15 protein-coding genes, 1 tRNA gene and 1 pseudogene are annotated in these 21009 nt (G+C 61.2%); 4 read left to right on the top strand and 13 right to left on the bottom strand.

The features are described 5' to 3' along the window. Positions 1-22 precede the first annotated feature (22 nt). The 5 genes from CK215_RS15850 to CK215_RS15830 form a co-directional block, all read right to left on the bottom strand. Entirely contained in the window at positions 23-442 is a 420-nt protein-coding gene (locus CK215_RS15850; RefSeq protein WP_067000646.1) for an MAPEG family protein, read from the bottom strand. 14 nt (positions 443-456) lie between these two features. Next, complete coding sequence (locus tag CK215_RS15845) at positions 457-1005, bottom strand: hypothetical protein (protein ID WP_245418702.1); 549 nt, start codon at positions 1003-1005, stop codon at positions 457-459. A gap of 43 nt (positions 1006-1048) precedes the next feature. Continuing rightward, positions 1049-2551, bottom strand: coding sequence for an IMP dehydrogenase (gene guaB / locus CK215_RS15840; protein ID WP_095831460.1), 1503 nt, complete (start codon positions 2549-2551; stop codon positions 1049-1051). 143 nt (positions 2552-2694) lie between these two features. Next, positions 2695-3144: a PIN domain-containing protein gene (locus CK215_RS15835; RefSeq protein ID WP_067000638.1), complete on the bottom strand. Its 450-nt coding sequence runs from the start codon at positions 3142-3144 to the stop codon at positions 2695-2697. After that, complete coding sequence (locus CK215_RS15830; RefSeq protein ID WP_095783229.1) at positions 3141-3386, bottom strand: type II toxin-antitoxin system prevent-host-death family antitoxin; 246 nt, start codon at positions 3384-3386, stop codon at positions 3141-3143. Before CK215_RS15830 ends, CK215_RS15835 begins: the two co-directional genes overlap by 4 nt. Before the next feature lie 210 nt (positions 3387-3596). Here CK215_RS15830 and CK215_RS15825 point away from each other — a divergent pair, with 210 nt between their 5' ends. Then, a complete protein-coding gene (locus tag CK215_RS15825) occupies positions 3597-5018 on the top strand; it encodes an MFS transporter (protein WP_095783228.1) in 1422 nt (473 codons plus the stop codon). 44 nt (positions 5019-5062) lie between these two features. Here CK215_RS15825 and CK215_RS15820 read toward each other — a convergent pair whose 3' ends face one another. Together CK215_RS15820 and CK215_RS15815 are read right to left on the bottom strand one after the other, a co-directional pair. Beyond that, the gene (locus tag CK215_RS15820; RefSeq protein WP_095801252.1) at positions 5063-5758 is read right to left on the bottom strand and encodes an RlmE family RNA methyltransferase; all 696 of its coding nucleotides are present in this window, start codon (positions 5756-5758) and stop codon (positions 5063-5065) included. Further along, on the bottom strand, positions 5758-7089 hold the full coding sequence (locus CK215_RS15815) for a Ppx/GppA phosphatase family protein (protein WP_095831459.1): 1332 nt from the start codon (positions 7087-7089) through the stop codon (positions 5758-5760). Before CK215_RS15815 ends, CK215_RS15820 begins: the two co-directional genes overlap by 1 nt. 248 nt (positions 7090-7337) lie before the next feature. On the opposite strand from CK215_RS15815, the gene CK215_RS15810 reads away from it, so the two are divergent. Both CK215_RS15810 and CK215_RS15805 read left to right on the top strand, forming a co-directional pair. Further along, positions 7338-8270 (top strand): YbhN family protein, encoded by a 933-nt coding sequence (locus CK215_RS15810; RefSeq protein WP_095783225.1) that lies wholly within the window; start codon positions 7338-7340, stop codon positions 8268-8270. Positions 8271-8414: 144 nt separating this feature from the next. Further along, a tRNA-Gln gene (locus CK215_RS15805) sits at positions 8415-8488 on the top strand. 205 nt (positions 8489-8693) lie between these two features. Here the strand turns inward: CK215_RS15805 and CK215_RS15800 are convergent. Together CK215_RS15800 and CK215_RS30775 are read right to left on the bottom strand one after the other, a co-directional pair. Next, entirely contained in the window at positions 8694-8882 is a 189-nt protein-coding gene (locus CK215_RS15800) for a hypothetical protein (protein ID WP_245418695.1), read from the bottom strand. A gap of 526 nt (positions 8883-9408) precedes the next feature. Then, on the bottom strand, positions 9409-9732 hold the full coding sequence (locus CK215_RS30775; RefSeq protein WP_141245485.1) for a hypothetical protein: 324 nt from the start codon (positions 9730-9732) through the stop codon (positions 9409-9411). A gap of 493 nt (positions 9733-10225) precedes the next feature. On the opposite strand from CK215_RS30775, the gene CK215_RS15790 reads away from it, so the two are divergent. Next, positions 10226-10582, top strand: coding sequence for a helix-turn-helix domain-containing protein (locus tag CK215_RS15790; RefSeq protein ID WP_095831519.1), 357 nt, complete (start codon positions 10226-10228; stop codon positions 10580-10582). 51 nt (positions 10583-10633) lie between these two features. Here CK215_RS15790 and CK215_RS15785 read toward each other — a convergent pair whose 3' ends face one another. The 4 genes and pseudogenes from CK215_RS15785 to CK215_RS15770 all read right to left on the bottom strand — a co-directional run. Next, positions 10634-14041: a DUF499 domain-containing protein gene (locus CK215_RS15785; protein WP_095831457.1), complete on the bottom strand. Its 3408-nt coding sequence runs from the start codon at positions 14039-14041 to the stop codon at positions 10634-10636. 15 nt (positions 14042-14056) lie between these two features. After that, positions 14057-16963 (bottom strand): DUF1156 domain-containing protein, encoded by a 2907-nt coding sequence (locus CK215_RS15780; RefSeq protein WP_095831456.1) that lies wholly within the window; start codon positions 16961-16963, stop codon positions 14057-14059. A 79-nt stretch (positions 16964-17042) separates the two neighbouring features. Next, positions 17043-20543: a helicase-related protein gene (locus CK215_RS15775; protein ID WP_095831455.1), complete on the bottom strand. Its 3501-nt coding sequence runs from the start codon at positions 20541-20543 to the stop codon at positions 17043-17045. 83 nt (positions 20544-20626) lie between these two features. Further along, a pseudogene (locus tag CK215_RS15770) lies at positions 20627-20774 on the bottom strand (IS3 family transposase); the annotation flags it as partial. Positions 20775-21009: the final 235 nt, after the last annotated feature.

The following is a 21009-nucleotide window of genomic DNA, read 5'->3' as shown; positions in this document are numbered from 1 at the left end:
CTTCTGGGCGACATGCATCAATCTACACCGCCCCAAGCAGGTGCAGCGCGAACCAGATCCAGGCGACGAGAAGGATGCCCGCGCCGAGGAAGAAGGCGCGGCTGCGGTGCAGCAGATAGTTTCTGGTGAGATGCACCCAGGCGTGCACATAGCGCGTGACGACGAAGAGCCACATCAGCGTCAGCGTCAGGTAATTCACGCCATTGGTAACGAACAGCGCCAGGCATAGCACGTGAAAGAGGACCGGCAGCTCGAACTGGTTGATGAGGTTGTTGGCGACGGTAACGCTTGAGGCCGGCTCGGTCGAGCGGACCTTGTACTGGCTGATCTTAGCCTCGCCGGACTTCACGGCAAGATAACGCCGCTTCAGCATCACCAGATAGACGATGTAGACCAGCAGCACCTGCGCCAGCATCGGCCAGAAGATGGCGGTCTGGTTCATCTTGCCCCTGCCGTTTAACGTCGCCGCTGCCCGGCAAGCGCCAGGACCGCAACGACCGCGAAGGGGATCGCCAGAAGCGTGAACTTTGTCACGATCAGCGACGAGGCGAAGGCCAGCGAGTCGGGATTGGCCGACTGGAAATCCGACAAAAGCCGCGCCACGGCGAAGTTCTGCGCGTAGTCGGCGATCGTATAGGGCAACACCAGGACCAGTGCCGACAGCGCTTTCAATTGCGCGGGCATGGAGCGGAAAGTGCTCAGCCGCCTGCCGAAGGCCAGGATCAGGCTGAGCAAGGTGAGCGACAGCAGCGCCGGGAAGAGCAGATCAAACGTCAGATAATGCCAAACGATGATGATCTCGCTGCCGCGCCGGCCGAGCGCCGTCAGCCATGCCATGCCCTCATCCGGCGTGAAGCCGGTAACACGCATGTCGAGCGAAGGAAGCCCGCCGCTCAGGTGACGGAAATAAAAGAACTCGAGCGCCGTCATGGCGATGAAGATCGCCGCGGACGCAATCGAGAGCGCCGCCGCGTGACGCGACAGGCGCAACACCGTGACGATCAGGTTGCGCCATAGCCCCAAGCGATCCGGCCGCTCGTCCGCCTGATCAAAGTCCGCCCGGATAGTTCGGGCTTTCGCGGGTGATCGTGACGTCATGGGCGTGGCTTTCACGAAGTCCGGCGTTTGATATGCGCACAAAGGTGGCGCGTTCGCGGAACTCGGCAAGATCGCGCCCACCGACATAACCCATAGCGGCTTTCAGGCCGCCTGCAAGCTGGTGCAGCACGCCAGCCACAGGTCCTTTGTAGGGAACCTGTCCTTCGATGCCCTCAGGAACCAGTTTCAAGGTGTCGCGCACCTCGGCCTGGAAGTAGCGATCGGCCGAGCCACGCGCCATCGCGCCGACCGAACCCATGCCGCGATAAGCCTTGAAGGAGCGCCCCTGGTGCAGATAGACCTCGCCCGGGCTCTCGTCGGTGCCGGCAAGCAGCGAGCCGATCATGGCGGCACTTGCGCCGGCAGCGAGCGCCTTGGCGAGATCGCCCGAATATTTGATGCCGCCATCGGCGATGACGCTCACGCCCGACTTCTCAGCCGTCTCCACCGCCGACATGATCGCCGAGAGCTGCGGCACGCCGACGCCAGCGACGATGCGGGTGGTGCAGATCGAGCCGGGGCCGATACCGACCTTGACGGCGTCGGCGCCGGCATCGATCAGCGCCTGCGTGCCCTCGGCGGTGGCCACGTTGCCGGCCAGGATGCGCACCGAATTGGAGAGCTTCTTCGCCCGCGTCACCGCGTCCAGCACGCGCTGCGAATGGCCGTGCGCGGTGTCGATGACCAGAAGGTCGACGCCGGCATCGATCAGGCGCTCGGCGCGCTCGAAGCCGTCGTCGCCGACGCTGGTGGCGGCCGCGGCGCGCAGCCGCCCCTGAACGTCCTTGGTGGCGTGCGGGTTGAGCTGCGACTTCTCGATATCCTTGACGGTGATCAGGCCGACGCAATTGCCCTTGCGGTCGACCACCACCAGCTTCTCGATGCGATGCTTGTGCAACAGGCGCTTGGCCTCGTCCTGGTCGACATTCTCTTTCACCGTGATCAGGTTCTCACGGGTCATCAATTCGTAGACCTTCTGCGACGGATCGGAGGCGAAGCGCACGTCGCGGTTGGTGAGGATCCCGACCAGCCGGCCGACCGTATGACCGCCGGTGCCGCCGTTCTCGACCACCGGAATGCCGGAAATGCCATGAGCGCGCATCAGTGCCAGGGCGTCGGCGAGCGTGGCGTCGGGGCCGATGGTAACGGGATTGACCACCATGCCGGATTCGAACTTCTTCACCTGCCTGACCTGCTCGGCCTGCTCGGCCGGCGAGAAATTGCGGTGGATGACGCCGATGCCGCCGGCTTGCGCCATGGCGATCGCCAGCCTCGCTTCGGTGACCGTGTCCATGGCGGCCGAGAGGATCGGCACGTTGAGGTCGATGTCGGTGGCGATGCGGGTGCGGATATCGGTCTCGCCGGGCATGACCTCGGAATGGCCGGGCTGCAACAGCACGTCGTCGAAGGTCAGCGCCAATGCGCCGGTGGACGTCTCGATGATTTTTGCCATGGCCAGTCCTTTTTGAATGCGGAAAAGGCGCTGGGCCGAAATGGCCAGCGCCGACTCTCATCTTCCCTTTCAGGATTGGCGCTGGCTGGTAACACGTCCCGCAGGCGATGAAAAGCCGATCGTTGCGAGACGCTTCAGGTTCCTTATTCCGCACCTAGGAGAGCATCCAGCAGAGCGTGCCGCGGCGATGCAAAAGGATTGACGACGGTTACACCGCCCCAGGTAAAGCCATCCTGCAGATCTTCCGACAGGAGTAGCCGGCAACCCGTTTGCGAAGCAGTCGAAAGAATGACAGCATCCCAGATGCCGAAACGATGGTCTGCCGCAAGATCGACAGCCTTCATCATCACTTCCGGCGTCGTTCCGGCAACCGCGAAGGCGTCGCTCCAGCTAAGCAGCTTATCCCGAGCTTCCTGGGAATGTCTTCCGGCCTTGCGGACGAGAACATTGAACAGTTCGCCCAGCGCCTGGACCGGAATGACTGCGGCCTCTCGTGGCACGTTGCGTAGCAGTTCGATAACGACGTCGCGCTTCTCCGCGTTGTTAACGCCCTCAGCATAGGCCAGGACGTTGGGGTCGATGGCGACCTTCACCGATCGTCCTCATAAAGTTCATCGCGGGTCCAGTGTCCGGCATTGAGGATCGGCTGCCGTTCGAGGCGCGACAGCAATGCTGCGTGCGAGCGGGAGGCCACGCCCTCGTGCTTCTGCGCAGGCACGATCCGCGCCACCGGCCGCCCATGGGTGGTCACGACGTAGCTGTGGCCCTCGCGTACATCACGCAGGATGTGGGAGAACCTGCGATTGGCATCGGCTGCCGAAACGGTTTCGTCCATGGCTGCATAACCTGTAGTTATTTTCACTACAATAACCCAGAAGCTCTGTTTATCAAGCGGCGCGCGCGATGATTCCCAGCGAGAGTTGCGGTCGCACAAAAGTGACAGCAAATTAATGCGACATCCGGGCCAATTGGTGGTACCGCCCCGGCGTGCCGGCTCGCCCCCAAAGCCAGGCCCGGAATCGCGAAGTCAAATCAGGGCGTCCCCTTGAACCGCATCATCCCGCTCATCCTGGCGGTCGCACTTTTCATGGAGAACATGGATTCGACCGTGATCGCGACCTCGCTGCCGGCAATCGCCATCGACATCCACACCAGCCCGATCGCGCTGAAGCTGGCGCTGACGGCCTATCTCGTGTCGCTGGCAATCTTCATTCCGATTAGCGGCTGGATGGCGGACCGGTTCGGGGCCAAGAACGTGTTTCGCGCCGCGATCGCCGTCTTCATTGCCGGCTCGGTCGCCTGCGCCTTCTCCAATTCGCTGCCGGCCTTCGTGGTGTCGCGTTTCCTGCAAGGCATGGGCGGCGCCATGATGACGCCGGTCGGGCGCCTGGTGCTGGTGCGCGCGACGCCAAAGAGCGAACTCGTCGCGGCGATGTCATGGCTGACGGTGCCGGCGCTGGTCGGGCCGTTGGTCGGCCCGCCGATCGGCGGCTTCATCACCACCTATTTCACTTGGCACTGGATCTTTTTGATCAACGTGCCGATCGGGCTTTTGGGCATCTGGCTTGCCACCCGCTATTTGCCGGAAACCGACCCCGCCAAAACGCCGCCGCTCGACTTCCCGGGCTTCGTGCTCAGCGGCCTCGCGGCGTCCGGCATCGTCTTCGGCCTCTCGGTGGTCAGCCTCCCCGCTTTGCCGCCGATCGCCGGCTTCACTACCGTTGCCGTCGGCCTGGTTTCGGGCGTGCTTTATCTGCTGCATGCTCGGCGCGCCAGGAACCCGCTCTTGGCGCTGGAGCTCTTCCGCAACCAGGTGTTCCGCTCCTCCGTGCTCGGCGGCTCGCTGTTCCGCATCGGCATCGGCGCGGTGCCGTTCCTGCTGCCGCTGATGTTCCAGATCGGCTTCGGGCTGACGCCGTTCCAGTCCGGTATGATCACCTTCGTCTCCGCGGTCGGCGCCATCGGCATGAAGTTCGTCACCGCGCTGCTCTTCAGGCTCGCCGGGTTCCGGCGAGTGCTGATCTGGGGGTCGCTGATCGCCGCCGGTTCGATTGCCATCTACGGCCTTTTCACCCCCGCAACCCCCTATGCGCTGATGCTCGCGATCCTTTTGGTCGGCGGCTTCATCCGCTCGATGTTCTTCACCGGCGTCAACGCGCTGTCCTACGCCGAAGTATCGACCGCCGACACCAGCAAGGCGACGCCGATCGTTGCCGTGTTCCAGCAGTTGTCGATCGCGCTCGGCGTGGCGCTGGCCGGCGGCATCCTCGAAGTGTCGACCTCCATCCATGGCGGCCCGCTGATGCTTGGCGATTTCCACATCGCCTTCTTCATCGTCGCGGCGGTTTCGGCGGCGGCATCGCTGACCTTCATGCGGCTGGCGCCGGACGCCGGCAATGCCGTGTCGGGACATGGCAAATTGACGACGCCGAAGACGCTAGAGGCGGTGGGGACCGCAGGGAAATGAGCGCCACCTTTCCCTTCTCCCCTGACAAGGGGAAAGGTTAGGCGCTACCCCTTGAACTCCTTCGCCAGCAGATAAAGCTCCACCGACTCGTCGCGCGAGGCCGGCGGCTTCACATGATGAACCGAGCGGAAATTCTGCTTGAGCCGCGAGAGCAGCTCGTTCTCGGCCCCGCCCTGAAAGGTCTTGGCGAGGAAATGGCCGCCGGGCTTCAAAACCTGCAGGGCGAAATCCGCCGCCACTTCGCACAAATGCATGGTGCGCAGATGATCGGTCCGGCGATGCCCGGTGGTGGGGGCAGCCATGTCCGACAGCACGACATCGGGCTGACCGCCGAGCGCCTCTGACAGCTTTTGCGGCGCGTCGTGATCGAGGAAATCCAACTGCAGGATGACGGCGCCCGGCACCGCGTCCATCTCAAGATAGTCGATGCCGACGACGTGCGGATTTTCCGCGCTCGATTTGGTGCGGGCCGCCGCCACCTGGCACCAGCCGCCGGGCGCGGCGCCGAGGTCGATCACCTTCATGCCGGGTTTCAAAAGATGATGCTTGTCGTCGATCTCGGTGAGCTTGTAGGCGGCGCGCGAACGGTAACCATCGGCCTTGGAGCGCTGCACATAGGGGTCGTTCATGTGCCGCTCGAGCCAGCGGCGCGAGGATTCCTTCAGGCCGCTCTTCTTCTTGATCCGGGTCTTCAGCACGCGCATGCCGGCCGAGCCCGGCTTCTCTGGCTTCCTGCTCATTATCGGCCACGCCCGTCATGACGCCAGACGCCGTCATCGGCCATCAGTTCGCTCAATATGCCTTCGCGCAGGCCGCGGTCCGCGACCCGCAGCCGCTCCGACGGCCACACGCCGCGGATCGCTTCCAGGATGGCGCAGCCGGCCAGCACCAGGTCGGCGCGGTCGGCGCCAATGCAGGGATTGGCGACGCGCTGCTGGAAATCCCAGCCGATCAGTTTTTCCACCATGCGGTCGACGCTCTGACGGTCCATCCACAGCCCGTCGACGCGGCGGCGATCATAGCGCTCGAGGTCGAGATGGACGCCGGCCAGCGTCGTCACCGTGCCGGAGGTGCCGAGCAGATGGAAATTCGGACTGGCGAGCACATGCGCGAGCCGGTTGCGCCCGTCGAAGGCCTTGAGCCGCACCGCAACGTCATCGACCATGGCGGCGAAGGTCTCGCGCGTCACCGTGCGGCCGCCGAAACGTTCGGCAAGCGAGACGACACCCACCGGCAGCGACGTCCAGGAGACGATGTGGTTGGCAAGCTGCGGCGAGCGCTGGCCGCGCGTGAGGTCGATCAATGCGATCTCGGACGAGCCGCCGCCGATGTCGAACAGCACCACGCCGCGCGTTTCGCGCTCGACCAGCGAGCCGCAGCCGGAGACGGCCAGCCGGGCCTCGGTCTGGCGATCGATGATCTCCAGCTTCAGACCGGCCTCGCGCTCGACCCGTTCGAGGAAGTCGACGCCGTTTTCGGCCGAGCGGCAGGCCTCGGTGGCGATCAGCCTCGCCTTCCTGATCTTGCGGTTGCGCAGCTTGTCTCCGCAGACCTTCAACGCCTCGACGGCACGGTCCATGGCCGCCTGGCCGAGCCGGCCGCTGGCCGAAAGCCCCTCGCCCAGCCTGACAATGCGCGAGAACGCATCGATGACGCGGAACTGGCCGTGGCGGGCGGGCACCGCGACCAGCAGCCGGCAATTGTTGGTGCCGAGATCGAGCGCTGCGAATACCGGCAGTTCCTGATGCGGCGGGCGCGCGCCATTTGGAAGCGACGGTCGCGGCTGGGGGACGATCGGCGCGGGTTCAGGCGCAAGGCTGGCGGGAGCGGCGACGGACCCCGGCGAGGGTATTCCGCCGTTCTCATCACGTGCGAAAACCTTGCGGCCGCGCCTGCGCTTGCGGCGCTTGCGCGTTTTGCCTTTCGGGTTCTCGCCTTGATTGTCGGCATGTCTTGCGTGCGCGCCCGCATGGCGGCTGAAACGCCCCGCGGGCGGGCCCGCCGGTACCGCCGGCGATGCCCCGGACACGCCCACTGCCGACGCGCCCGCGCCGGTATCGTGGTCTTCCACTTCAATTCCTTTCGGCGCCGCGCGAACCAGCAAGGACGCAGCAGGCACCTCGATTTGTTCAAGTTGAGAACAGACTAGCAGCGCGCTTTGCAATCACCAAGAGCGCATGACCCGATTTTTGGCGCCGTCACGCAGGGGCCACCTCATGCCGGTTGAATAGCCGGCTTCAATCAGGCATGTCTCAATGAGACTTGGAACGGGTTTGGGCGACATCATAGCAATGAGCTTAATCGCATGACGACGACGCCATGAACTGGACGCGCTATTTCTGGCCGGTCATCGGCGTAGCGGCCGTGGTGTTCTCGCTCTGGCTGCTCATCCATGAGTTGCGCGGCATCTCACTCGACGATGTTTGGGCCGGTATCGTCGCCATCCCCCCGCGCGCCTGGGTGCTGGCAGCGCTGAGTTCCGTCGTCGCCTATGCCTCCCTCGCCGGCTACGACCACATTGCGCTGCTCCATATCGGCAAGAAAGTTTCGTGGCTGTTCGTCACGCTCTGCTCCTTCACCACCTATGCGCTGTCGCACAATATCGGCGGCTCGGTGCTGTCGGGCGCGGTGATCCGCTACCGCGCCTATGGCACCAGGGGGCTGACCGGCCAGGATGTCGGCGTGCTGGTGGCGATCTGCTGGATCACCTTCGTGCTCTCCAGCCTGCTTGTCGGGGGCCTCGTGCTGGTGCTGGAGCCGCAGATCGTCGACCGTTTCACCACGACCCCGCACCACGAGCTGGCAACAGCCGCCGGCCTCGCCATGCTGATCCTGGTTGCGGTCTATGTGTTCTGCAGCTGGCTGCATCTGAGGCCGCTCAAGGTCGGCAGCTTCCAGCTGCACTACCCGGCACTGCCGATCGTGGCGCGGCAATTGCTGATCGGCCCGGTCGAACTGCTGGCGGCGGCGGCCATCATCTACTTTGCCCTGCCGGCGGCCGGCAATCCCGGCTATTTCGTCGTGCTCGGCGTCTTCATGATATCCTTTTCGGTCGGGTTGCTGTCGCATGCGCCGGGCGCCCTCGGCGTCTTCGAGGTCGTCTTCCTGGCCGGACTGTCGCACATGGATCCGGTCGGCGTGCTCGCCGCACTCCTGGTGTTCCGCCTGTTCTACCTGATCATCCCGCTGCTGATCGGGCTCGGCGTGGTGCTGTTCTTCGAGCATTCGCAATACAGCCGCGGCGAAGGCTGAGCGTTCCCGTGCGGCCCGCGACCGAATGAGAAAAAAGGCTGCGGTTGAACTGCGGCGCGGGGTTGACTATTTTCGGATGGCGGCTACAAGGCAGCGCTCGCGGCGCTTGAGCCGCCCGCTTCGCGCGGCACCAACCGCGCCTGCTGGGGAATAGGTTAACGGTAGACCAGCGGACTCTGACTCCGTTAGTCCTGGTTCGAATCCAGGTTCCCCAGCCAACGATTTACCAAGGAAAATCAGCACGTTAGACCGCACCAAAGGGATCGGATGGTGTTGCAATCGATCTCCTGGCTCGTGGCCCGCAAACCCTTGATTTCCGGGCATGTCCCACCGCGTCCCGTTCAGTCGGTGCAACACCGATGCAACACACTTGGGTTGATTTGTTCTGCGTATGTTCGCCAACGCAAAACCAACATTGCCGTGTCAGTCATCAACCAGCCGCCAACTATACGTGCCTGCTCCGTTGATTTGCTGCTGCTCGCCAGCCACGCCGTCGCGAACATAGCAGCCCCAGGCGAAGCCGTAGGGCCATTTCTTGATCACCACGCGCTCAACTCGCATGAAGTGGGTGGGCGCCTGCAGCCATGACTCCTTGATTGTTTTGAACGGCACCGTGCGGCCGTTCAGTTCCCAAAGCTGAAAAATGTTGCGCCAACCGACGATTTCGGTGAGCGGAGGGCTAGGTCCGGGTTCCCCTTCGGCGCCTCCCCGGAGCTTTACAAGGCGCCGTCTAGAATCCTCGAGAACGCTGTGGCAGAGCCGGCACATGTCACCAAGGCGCTTTCAGGAACTAGCAAGGGATTGCCGGTTTCGGAGTAGCCCCAATTGGTCACCCCGTCGGCCTCCGTTGCCGCTGGTCTCCAATGGTGGATGTTGAGAAGGTCAGTCGACAGGCAATTGCGACACTTGCGGCCGTCGCGCTCGAGAACCCTTTCTCGCAGCGCTAGCCACTCCGGGTCGTGATAGTCGAGAGGCCGTCGCGGCGTATCGGCTGTCATGTTTAGTTCTCGCGAAATGACCTAAATTCATCACGCTACTCTCAAGTCGGCAAGGCCCCTCTCTCGACCTACTCTGGAGCATGAAAAGCCCGCCGCCGAGAGGCATCTGGCCAGCGTGGCTGAAACCTTCCGCGTCTATTTCAGGCGGCCGCCATGCCTCCGGCAGGAACGACCTGCAAGAGAACTTTCGAGTCATTTTGCAGCAGTTCGGTGAAGCGTCCGCCGGTTATGGTGAGCAAGTATTCCGCTTTGATGCGGCACTCTTCGAGGGACGTGCTCCGACAGCCGCAGGCACTCACATCAGGGTTGTCTAGCATAGCGGACGCAATGCGATCGGAATGCGGACGCATCGATTCGATGCTGATTTTCTTGCCTTTTCCAAATTTATGGTTGCGCGCCGGGTCGTCGCGTGCCCCATACTGGTCATGAAAATGCGCGACGAAGTTCACATGCGATACCTGCATGATTTGGAGTCTGCCATCCGCACAAGCGAGTTCTGGCGGGGCAAGCCACGGGGCGCCCTAGCGGCTATCCAGCGGATCTACTTAACGGGTGCTGGGGACTGCGGCGGGTCCAGTTGGGCGGATGATGCACTGGGAGAGGAAATCACTGGGCGCATTGCCGGAGACGTCGAGCGGAATTTTAAGGCGATGTGGAAGCGTGACCAGGAGCACGCAAAGGCGGTCGATTGGTCTACCGCCAAGTCGAAGTCAGATCGCGGCTGAGTTCGCCATGCCGCCTTCACCGTGTTTTCCGTCGAGTGGACTGCAGCAAAGCCTACCGAGAGTCGCCGACGGGGTTAGGTGGGAACCATTGCTGGCCGCCTGCTCCTACCCGACAATCTGCCGAGACGATCGCGCAATATAGGCTGCGGCACGCCGTCGGCCGGATTTCACGGGAACGCTCTACCTGCGCCTTGGCTGCGTAAGGCGGAGTCCAAGTATAAGGGCAGACTTGATGGACCAGCTTTTCAAAGAGGCAGCCGCGTTTGTGGACGCCATTGACCGTCGATTGAGGCGCATCGAAGATGATGTCGCTCGCATTCTGGATGTCGTCCAGAATCACAACCCTGCCCCTGATCGTCGTGAACTCGCGTATGGGCTTGCCGAAGCTACAGAAATTGCAGGCCTTTCGCGGTCAACGCTCTACAAATTGATCAAAGAAGGGAAGTTGTCTGCGCGCAAATCAGGCAAGCGTACGCTGATTCTCAGAGCAGAGTTAGATCGGTACTTGCGAGAGATCACGGAGCAGGCTGAATCAGCTAATCGAGCCGGCACTCAAGCCACTGGAGTTGGCGCGAAGGATCGACCTTGATGGCTAGGCAACGTTTAGACCTTACCAGTCGCTTTCGCTTCGCTCCGGGCGCTAGTCCCCAAAGCCGGTCGAGTCTCCCTTGAACTTCAACTGTTTGGCGTTATCCCGAATGATCTCGGCGTCGTCATCGGGAAAACCGGTCTCCGACGTAGCCTCAATGTCGAGCGTCAAGGTCACGCGTGTGCCCGGTTGCCGCTGAAGCTCCGCGACAACAGAATTGACGATGCTTTCGAAGGAACGAATTGGCCTCGACGGGTCAATCTCCACGACGCCGAAAAAACGGCGCGGTTGGGTCTTCACCGGGTCGATATTTGGGTCTGCTGGTGTCGTTAAAGCAGGTGCTGTCGAACTGCCGTTTGTTGTCGCAGCCGCTGTGCTGTCTGACGGTGTGAGCTTAGGCTGGGACGCAGCCGATGCCGCGTCCTTATGAATGATAACGGCTCGATCCGAGAAAGATGTCGGAGCGAGCCTGCCAAACACCAACCCCTCATACGCTGCCGTCTCGCTGTTGTAGGCGTCCGCATAACCGAACATGGGGTCTGACGTGGACACACCCTCGGCAATTGCGCTTTCCAGGACCGCTGCATCGCGGAGCTTCGGCAGATAAACGTATGAGGCGAACCATTCCTTGAGGTCAGCTAACGCAACATGCGGCTGCTCGACGGGCCATAGATTCTGTAGCTTCGCGGCAAGCATGCGTGGGCCAAGTGTATCTTTGACGATGCTGTCGCCCCTTGAAGAGAGCTTTTCATAGACGGACGCAGCAATCGAAGGCCGATCACGTGAGATCAGTGTTGTCTGTGCTATCTCGAACGGCTTTCCATCGAGAGCACTCTCTTCTTTTTCGGCATAGAGGATGTGAACCCAGGCGGACCGAACGGCCTTGTCGGCAGAATCACGATTAGACCGTGCCCGCTCCGTGACATCTTCAATCTGGCCCTGCGTGAGTTGCTTACGCAGATCGCCCTTATCGGCCTCCTTCTCAATGGAGGACCAAGCCAGCGATTTGCGTACCACCTCACGTGCCGTCGCGAGCGAGGCCTCGTCTGCTGCGACAAAGATCAGCGTGTTGCGGTAGCGACGCTGAGCAGAGCGGCAACGGGTCAATGCGTCTGTCGCCGCCTCCAACGCGGGCGAAGTGTTGGCCCCTTTCGTGTGAATGCTGGCCGGACGCAAGATCACGAGCGCCAGCGAAGACGCCTCATCAACCCCACTCGGTGAGTCCGGCGCGGCGTGGACTTTCGAGAAGCCAGTGTTGCGCTGGGAGCTTTCTGTCGAGAGGATGCGGATGATCTCGGCATCAACTTCGTGCGACGGCAGCGCCTTGGCACGCTCGTCTGCAAGCCGGTTCAGGGTCGGCTGTGTCGAGAACCAATAGCGTCCAGCATCCTCATAGAGATAGGTCGCCTTCTCATGCAGCTCGCGCAGGGCCTCGCCGAAGATAGCCAATTGATCCCCTGGTTCGGCCGATGCAAGGCGGATCGCCTGACCGGTGACACCATGATGCGGCTGCCCCACAGTTGGCGCGGAGCACAGAAACACGGAGCGCGCGGCTCTCGTTGCCGCCCGTGCCTGGGAGATGCGCCGGGTCGTGACCGACTCCATGCGTGCGGTCAGAGAACCGTCTCCATCGACTTCACTATCGATGACAGCCGAGTATGCTGGATCAAGTGGATAGATCGCCGAGGCCTTCACGCGCTCATCAGCCAAAGGTACGCGCGCAGGCAAGATCAGTGCGTCCCTTGTGCGCTGCTGCCAAAGGACACTGATGACGTTCGCCATGAAGCGCAGCACGCCACGCGTACGCTGGAAATTGTCGAGGGTCGACCAATCCTTCGACAGGCGCTCGAATAGCTCAGGGTGGATCGGGTAGGACAGCCGCAACAGCTCCTGATAGCGCGGCTCCTTGGCGTAGGCAGGAAACTCGCCTGGATTGTTGCGGTAGAGTTGATGGAAGGCCTTCACGGTGTCGTCGCGCGCCTTTTCGCCCTCGGCGTCCAACTCCTGGAACAGGCGGCGACGTACGATCTCGTAGGTCTCGTTTCCATGCGCTGCCAGCCATGGCGAGCCAGTTCGACCGAACACGCGCTCCAACCGCCGCAGGGCCGCAATACCCTTGTCCCCGCCTGCCTCCTGGTCGCTCTCAGGCAGTGAGCCGACGAGAAGGACGTTGGGCACCATCTTCGAGGCTTCGGTCAGCGACTGGATGAAGGACAGAAATGCCTCGAAACGATTGTCCGGCAGCTGTCTGGCGAAGGCCACGACTTCGTCAAGCAATATGACGCTCGGCCCAGCCAAGCGGAACACCTCGACCATCAGCTCCGAACCGGGGTTGGTGCCGGCGTTTTCGGCCTCCCGGACGAGTTCGAGACCGGCATCGCCGGCAAGCCGCCACGCGATGTAGCCCCAGAGCGTCCTGACCTTCGGCCCGTCTTTCAACACCAGCGAGGAATCGACGCCTTTAGCCGTTCCGACAAACACGACCGTCTTGACCGAGGGCCAGGTCTTGACGCCAAGCGTGTCGGCAAGCTCGGAGACACCCTTGAGCAAGCCAAGGTCGCGAGCTTTCGCCAGGTGATAGAGCGCCAGCATGGTGTGCGTCTTGCCGCCACCAAACGATGTCTGTAGGCCGAGCACAGGGTCGCCGCCTGCTCCTGTCAGGCGCTCAAGCGCGGTGCGCAATACGCGCCGCAGGCCTTCGGTCAAAAAGGTGATGCGGAAGAAATTTTCGGGAGTCGCGTAGTCGTCGCTGGCGTTGCCCATATCGACGGCAGCGAGATCGGCTGCGAATTCCGACTGCTTATATCGATTGGCGATCACGTCGGGGTGAGGAAAAGCCACTTCGATCCACGGCCGCAGCGCTCCCGCTGGTGTCTCGTCTGGGTCGAGGCCGAGCGACAAGGTTCCGGGCTTTGCCTCAGCTTTGTCCTTGCTCGGCATCGAGAGCGTGGGACGGGCGACTGTCTGCGATGATGGGGCAGCGGTGATCGGGGCTGATCCTGCGCTGGCTGCGGCAGCTACCGCGACGCCAGACTGACGTTGCGTCTCGTAGAGCTGACTGATTTCATCTATTTCGACCTTCGGTCCCTTCACCGCGCGGGCCAGGCAGACCATCGCGTCAAGATAGCGGAGGGCTTCAGCGTCACTCAGAGGCAAAGCGAGATGCGAGGTCGCGTTGCGCCCGTCGAATGCGGTCGAGGCAAAATTGCGAACCTTGAATTTCTCGTTGCGAGCAAAGGCATCGTCGAACACGTCCCGCCACTGGTCGAGCATGGTCTTGAGCATGCCGTAGATGTCGAGTGGATCACGTGGGCCGGAGCCAGTGGCACGGCTGGCGAATTGGAGCCAGCCCGTGCCGTATTTCTTCTCCATCCGCTCCGTGATGAAGGATGAAAGCGCGCGCTGGAGGTGATAGAGCCCGTCCTGGACGCGGCGCAGCGTTTCCTTCTCAGTGCTCATTTTCCCTCCCGCGCATCAAGCAAACAGGTCGCCGGTTTCGGCCGGCCTGACTTCGTCGGATATGTTGACTGACCGATCCAGAAGATGCGGCCATTCTTCCGCCAACTGGTTGTATACCAGCGCCTCCTGAGCCCACCCCTTGTCTGTCGCGACCTGGAACAACCGGTCCAGCAATGCGCGTGCGTCAGTCGCCTTCGGTCCCATTTCCGCGATCAGTCGGGCAGCGGCCTGGGCACCGCCACCTTCGGCGTGGAGCGCACGAGCTAGGTGCTGAACGCACTCCCAAACCGTCAACCGACGGTCGCGCGCTGGCGACCAATGTGGATCGAGTTTGTCTCGCGGTGTTAGCGCAGTGCGGCCTTTCAAATCCTGGAACACGTCAGCATCGAAGAGATCGTTGATGGAGGTATCCTTAGCGTTGGCAAGAGTAATCATTTCGCCAGACGGCTTTGGCTCAAAACCGTAGGATGAGAACCAAGCCAATGCCACTTGCGTCTCTGGGTCGAAGCTGGCGACAATCTCGTTATCAATTTCCTCCCAGACGCGGTTAATGATCGACAGTGCCGTCCTCACTGACATTTCGGAGTCATCGTCCTCAAGCACCTCGGTATAGCGCGTGAACACGCCCATGCCCGGTCCAATGACTGATTGCTGCATGTCAACAGGTCCAACACCGGCCGCTCGGATCTTAGCAATTGCAGCGGGCAGTTCTCTGCGAAGAGCGGTTGTAAATCCGGATCGGTCAATAGTCGAATTTGCGTTCTCGTCCCTGCGGCATACTAGAACGATGGAGGACGCCAGCGAGTTGACATCACTCTTGAGTGCCGACGTGAGCTCCGTACGCAGAGGCCATGTCCCGTCGACCAAAAGACCGCTGTCACGCAGTGCTTGGAGGAAGGAACCCCAACCTTTGGACGAGACCCCGTCGGCTGCTGTGTCGGTCTGTTTAAAGGCATAGTAAATTGCCAGCGGCATATGCGCCGTCGAATTTTCTCTAATTCTAGCAAGCGCTTGACTCATCCCATGCATAAAGAATTCGTATGCTCCATCTGGCCCGCCGTGCCGATAGGAGCTCGCCACAAGTTCCTGCTCTTTTGGAGTCTGTATTCTCCGAAAAAGCGCCGGCCAGACACCTTTGAGCGTTCTTGAAAGCCAGACGTAGAAGAAGTCTGACGCGTCTGCGTACATGATGTTGTCGTAGTATGGAGGGTCGGTGCTGATGAGCGCGTCTGACGTTACCTTCGCCTCTCTTGCATCTTGCATCTCGATGATGCCGGGCGAGGATGGTGTGACGCAATCTAGGCAGGCCGCCACAACAGAGACGCACTGCGTTACTTCAGAACTAGACTTTCCTAAGGGATTTCCCTCGGCAAAATCGTAGTTCATCAAGATGCCCTGCTGCGGCATACTCGGTGCAAGCGCGTTGTCTTTGGTCAGCCACTTGCACAGCGATGAGCCATAAGCAACCATACGATCTACTGCCAAGCCTAGATAAGTGGCCACTGCATCGGCGTAGGCCTGCGCACCGGTTCCGCCACTATCGAGAGGCGAATTGTCGTCAGCTAAGCCTGCGGTGCGCGCATCGGCGAACACCTGCGTTCTCGCTTCCGAAACGAGATCGGATAGGGTTGTCAGGGCGATTAACTGCCTGGGCGTAAAGTAGTCCGCATAAACGTCGAAGCAGTAGCGGCGACCTTGCGCGTTACTCGCGAAAGTCCCTCGGCATTTCTGCCGAGGCAATTGCATCTCGTCGCCAAACTCGTCAACGTGTTTGGCTGCGGACAAAGCCGTACCCGCATGTTTGTCGTCTGGCGCAAGATACACACGAGAGCGCCCGTCTTCGACGACTATTGCCATCAGCCTGCTGGACATCCGGCCAGCTTGACCTTCGGCGTCGATATACGTTCCGTCTATGTTTGACCCTGTCAGCAAACACCGAAAAGAAGCTCGACCAGCTTTTGTGCCCTCGGCCAGCGACTTTTCGCGCTCCTTGCTAAGCGCGCCATTCCCGATCTCAAATCGCCACCCGTCCTGAGCCAACAGATCTAGAGTTGGCTCAACCCATACCTTCCTGTTCTCTTTCGTTGAGAGCATGAAAGAGGAGACTAGAGGCACCATGGCACCCTTGGCAGCTGGATCAGGGGAACGCACGGTACGTGCCCACAGCCACGCGATCACGGGGACCTCAGCACCACTCCGAATCTGCGCCTTGGGATAAAAATGACTCAGGCGTTTTTCTGCCTCATCACGCATCCACTCCCCATAGTAGCGCACGTCCTCGGCCAACCCTTGCGCATCCTTGCCGCTCCAACGCCCGCCTCGATTTAGTTCGGCCTGCGACCTTGGATTCAAAGGCGGCCGACCGGCGAATTTTGGTGGAATTTCTACCAGTGCTTTTCCTATTAGCGCCGCGACAGGATTGAGGTCCGAGCCATAAGCGCGGAGACCAAGCCGCTGTGCCTCCAATGGAATTGAGCCGGCCCCAGAAAACGGATCATAGACTGGGGGCGCTTTCTGCTGAAGATAGGACAGAATGGCCTTCCCGTCGCCTTTCACTGGTGGCTCATCTCCAATTCCCCAGGCGACCGATCGCGCAATCTCCCACCGCACCTCGTTTAGGATCGCTTCGTCGTTCGAGGCTTCCCACGGGATCATCCTTTCGATGATGCCGTGTAAGCGCAGTCGTTCAGCCTCCTGCGCGGTCTCCGTCGGAAATTTGTCCGGCCAACTCGATGGGTCGTCCACTAACTGCGCGAAAAGAACGGCGCGGCACGCGGCGATCGGCCGCTGGGCCCAGTATTTGTGAATAGAGGTAGGGTACCCTTTAGGTGCCTTCTGCTTTCGTCGTTGAGACTCTTTGTTGATCGCCTCCAAGGGGATCGAGACTTCGATGAGCTTCTTGCGTGAAGGCGATACTGTCATACCAAACACCTGTCCTGTCCCGTGAGAACGGCCGGTTCGGCTTGACGCGTCGCGGATTTTCCTCCCAGGGAATCGAGCCCTAATTTGGCCCTGCGCCTATGGATAGCAGATCGGCCACGTTGAAGACCACCGCTGTCTCGGCGAATCCAAGCTCCCTGTTGAAAAACCGGCGGACATAGACCGGCTGATGAATATACCCGTCGTCGATTTGCACAATGGCCAGAACAAAGGCCTCGGCAGCGTTCAACGACGCCAGAATCTCGTTTTTTGTCAGTATGATTTCACGGCCGGTGGCATGCCGTCCCTTGACCTCAATGAAGCGCAGATGACCGGTCGTTCCGTGCCGGCTTTCGATGTCCCACCCTTTCTTTGCCCCCGATACGTCTCGCGGATCGTGACCCAAGACTCGTTCCGCCGCGATCACTGCCTCCATGGCCTTGCGCTCGCTCTCGGCGCGTAGGATAGGATCTTCTGCGAAGCCAACAGGCTCTGACACATCAGCGGCAGACTGACGCGACCTGAGCAGGCCTCCTGGTATCACCAACGCGGCACCCTTGAGCACGGGCGGCAACGCCGAAATCTGTCGCTCGCTGTCCAGTTCTGTCTGCCGGCGGTGCAGGCGTTCCACCAGCCGCTGCGCTGTCGCCTCGGCGTTCTGTGCGTTGATCCGCTGCTCTTTGCCCGCGCGCTCCTCTTCGCGTAGCCGCGCGGCACGGGCATCCCAATAGTTGATCTCGCGGGTGAGCCGCGCCCGTACCTCGCGATCGACCTTGTCGATCTCCGCGACGCGCCGTGTACGCACCTCGTTGAGGTGACCGGGCACCAACGTTCCAATCGCATAGACCATGGCTCGCTGTTCGACGCCTCCGGCCAGCCATGGCGCGGCAATCTCATCCTCTATGAGCTGGCGCTCACTTTCGGTGATCGGCCGACAATCGAGGTAGGGGGCCGGCCCTCCATCCACGGCCGATCCATCTGGCTTCAGATAAACAAACTGCAAGCGCTGGGAGATCGCGCGTGGCTCGCCTGATCGGGTGGTCCGGCCATCGCGGACAGCATGCTCCAAATAGACAAGGAGCTTCGGGTCCACGCCTTCGTCTGCTTCGTCGACCAAGAAGGCGCCCTGCCCAAGAAGGGGTTGATACCGCTCCAGAGTGATGTCGACTAAGGCCTCCAACAGTGGATGACCGGGGGCCAGCAGCTCGGCCTGTGGCTGGCCCGCAATCAGCGCCTTCTCGAAGGTCACGCGGGCATACCGATCAAGTACAGGATCGGTCCGGCCGATAAGCCGGTCGCGCTCCTTGAGGATCGGGGGCACGCGTAGAATCTCGTACCGCCCCCTCTCCCGCTCAGAGATGCGTCCGCCGAGATGGATGAACGCCTCGCGGAAAAATGAGCCGATGAAGTGCGGTTGCAACCGACGGGCGGCGGCGCGTTCCATCTGCTCGCGGATTTCCGCGACTGAGGTTGCCGACATGCCCTCGGATGTCAACTTCCGCTCTTCGACGAGCTTTTCGATGGCATCGACATCAACAGCACCTTCGACCTTGCGGAAAAACTCGGCCTGCCGTTCCGGCCTATCGCCATATCGGATCGCGTCAACCAGCAGGTCGCGCAATGCATGCCCCTCGAAAAGTTCTCCAAGCACATCGTAGACCCGACCGCCCAGCGCCTGGCGCGCCTCTTCCAGCTTCTCAAGAAGCCGATGGTAGACCTCACCCTCGCGCGTGTTGGCCGCGCAGAGATTCCACAGGTGGCAGGTCATCGTCTGGCCGATGCGGTGGATGCGACCGAAACGCTGTTCCAGCCGGTTCGGGTTCCACGGCAAATCGTAGTTCACCATGAGATGCGCGCCACGCTGGAGGTTGACACCCTCGCCGGCTGCATCGTTGGCGATCATGACACGAACATGCGGGTCGGAATTGAAGGCGGCAATGGCAGCACGACGTGCCTCTCGCGCGATGCCGCCATGTATGACGACGACAGTGGCCGGATCGCCAATGCGCGTTGCGATTTTCTGTTGCAGGTATTCCAGCGTGTCCTTCGGTTCCGTGAAGATCAGCACCTTTCGGCGCGTCCCGGTCGCGGGATCGGTCATCATCGGCTCGTCGAGGATGGCCTCAAGCTCACGCCATTTAGCATCCTGCCCCGAGAGCTTCAGCTTGAGCGCACGTTGTTCAAGGTCTCTGAGGATCGTGATTTCGGCCTCAAGCTCGCTGATCGTGCCGGCGGCGGTAGCCTGATCGAGGATCAACTCCTCGGCTGCCTCGGCCTCGGCCCCGGGAACCTCGTCGGGATCGTCCGGATCAAACGCCGGAAGGTCCGGAACTCCGAGGCGGGACGTGCCTGTTCGCATCGTCCGCGCTTCCCGTAGACGCTCTTCCATTCGCTTGCGCCGGCGCTCAAGTGATCTGTGGATCGCCGCCGGAGAAGATGCCAAACGACGCTGGAGAATTTGCAATGCGAACCCGACACTAGACCGGCGCTTGTCGTCGCCGGATCGGTCCGCTCGGTTCATCTCTTCGCGAACGTATGTCGTCACTGCCTGGTAGAGATCGGCCTCAAGTGGCGAAAGCTCATAGCTGGCGGTGTAGGCGCGTCGTTCTGGAAAGAGCTTTGTGCCGTCGAACCGATACAGCTCCTCCTTTGTCAGTCGACGCATCATGTCCGATACATCGGCTTTATGGACGCCTTCGCGGAACCGTCCCTCGAAGCGGTCGGCATCGAGGAGACCCATGAACAGCTGAAAATCCGCTTCCTTGCCGTTGTGCGGCGTAGCCGACATCAGAAGGAAGTTGCGAGTGCGCGAACCGAGCAACTTGCCGAGCTTGTGCCGCCGCGTCTCTTTGATTTCGCCGCCGAAATAGGAGGCGGCCATGCGATGCGCTTCATCACATATGATCAGGTCCCATTCGGGCGACGCCTCCAGCTTGGCTTTCAGGTCATCCGATCTGGAAGCCATATCGAGACGGACGATGAGGCGGTTGCGTTCGATGAATGGGTTGCCTGTGACGGAGGCTTCTATCTGGTCACGCGTCAGCAAGTCGAAATGGAGACCGAACTTTTCGGCCAGCTCCTCCTGCCACTGCTCGACCAAACTGCCCGGTGCCACGACCAAGCAACGGTCGAGATCACCCCGGATAAGCAGTTCTTTGATGAGCAGCCCTGCCATCACGGTCTTGCCCGCACCGGGATCATCAGCGAGCAAAAATCGCAGCGGTTGGCGGGGGAGCATCTCGCCATATACAGCGGTAATCTGATGCGGCAGCGCTTCGATCTGCGATGCGCTGACGGCGAGATAAGGATCGAACAAGTGTGCCAGGCGGATGCGGTATGCCTCTGACGCCAGTTTCAGTAGTTCGCCGTCAGCACGGAATGAGTAGCTGACACCACCCTTGATGATCTCAAGACCCGCTTCCTCTCCGCGATAGAGAAGGCGTTCGGAAATGTTTCCGTCCAGGCGAAAGGCAATGTTCGCCGCGTCTTCGCCATAACGCAAAACCGTCATTACCTCAGCTACGTTCGGACCACTCAGTCCTCTAATCCACGTGCCGGGCTTAATCTCGTCGAAAACACTCATCGCAAACTCAATGCCTTGGGAACCTAAAACTTGTCCAGCCTATCGGGTAAGAAAGCGCCTTGCGAATCCTACCGCCGGCGCTGCTCGCTGCCATTGTCGCTGACGATCATCCTCAGCCGGTCGCGCTCGGTGATGAGCCGGTCCAGTTCGCGGGCAACCCGCAGGCCCGAGAGAGACTTATCAACGATGAGTGCCAGGCACGACGGTCAGGATGCGGAAGCGGCGCCCGTCGAGCGTGGCAGGGAGGATGATGTAGTTGAACTCGACTGGTTGGCGAAGCGGGGCTGGTTGAACCACCTTGACCGAAGTTGACGCTAGCAGCACCTACGATTTCGCCACGCACCCGCCACTATCGGGGAAACTTATGCGAGACCCCTTTTTTGCGCGCGGTCATGTTGCAGGAGCCGAGATGGAGAGCGCCGCAACGTAAAGAAACGCCGCCTCCAGCAGTTTGCCTGCCGCCGCA

Source organism: Mesorhizobium sp. WSM3864 (assembly GCF_002294955.1).
In the GTDB taxonomy this organism is placed as follows: domain Bacteria; phylum Pseudomonadota; class Alphaproteobacteria; order Rhizobiales; family Rhizobiaceae; genus Mesorhizobium.
Note: the sequence above shows the minus strand (reverse complement) of the source record. Positions and strands in the feature narration are given on the sequence as shown.

Excerpts from the sequence above, each read along its gene's own strand:
- CK215_RS15790 (WP_095831519.1), top strand. The coding sequence starts at position 10,226 with ATGGACCAGCTTTTCAAAGAGGCAGCCGCGTTTGTGGACGCCATTGAC.
- CK215_RS15775 (WP_095831455.1), bottom strand. The coding sequence starts at position 20,543 with ATGAGTGTTTTCGACGAGATTAAGCCCGGCACGTGGATTAGAGGACTG.
- CK215_RS15810 (WP_095783225.1), top strand. The coding sequence starts at position 7,338 with ATGAACTGGACGCGCTATTTCTGGCCGGTCATCGGCGTAGCGGCCGTG.
- CK215_RS15820 (WP_095801252.1), bottom strand. The coding sequence starts at position 5,758 with ATGAGCAGGAAGCCAGAGAAGCCGGGCTCGGCCGGCATGCGCGTGCTG.
- CK215_RS15830 (WP_095783229.1), bottom strand. The coding sequence starts at position 3,386 with ATGGACGAAACCGTTTCGGCAGCCGATGCCAATCGCAGGTTCTCCCAC.
- CK215_RS30775 (WP_141245485.1), bottom strand. The coding sequence starts at position 9,732 with ATGCAGGTATCGCATGTGAACTTCGTCGCGCATTTTCATGACCAGTAT.
- CK215_RS15780 (WP_095831456.1), bottom strand. The coding sequence starts at position 16,963 with ATGACAGTATCGCCTTCACGCAAGAAGCTCATCGAAGTCTCGATCCCC.
- guaB (WP_095831460.1), bottom strand. The coding sequence starts at position 2,551 with ATGGCAAAAATCATCGAGACGTCCACCGGCGCATTGGCGCTGACCTTC.
- CK215_RS15850 (WP_067000646.1), bottom strand. The coding sequence starts at position 442 with ATGAACCAGACCGCCATCTTCTGGCCGATGCTGGCGCAGGTGCTGCTG.
- CK215_RS15785 (WP_095831457.1), bottom strand. The coding sequence starts at position 14,041 with ATGAGCACTGAGAAGGAAACGCTGCGCCGCGTCCAGGACGGGCTCTAT.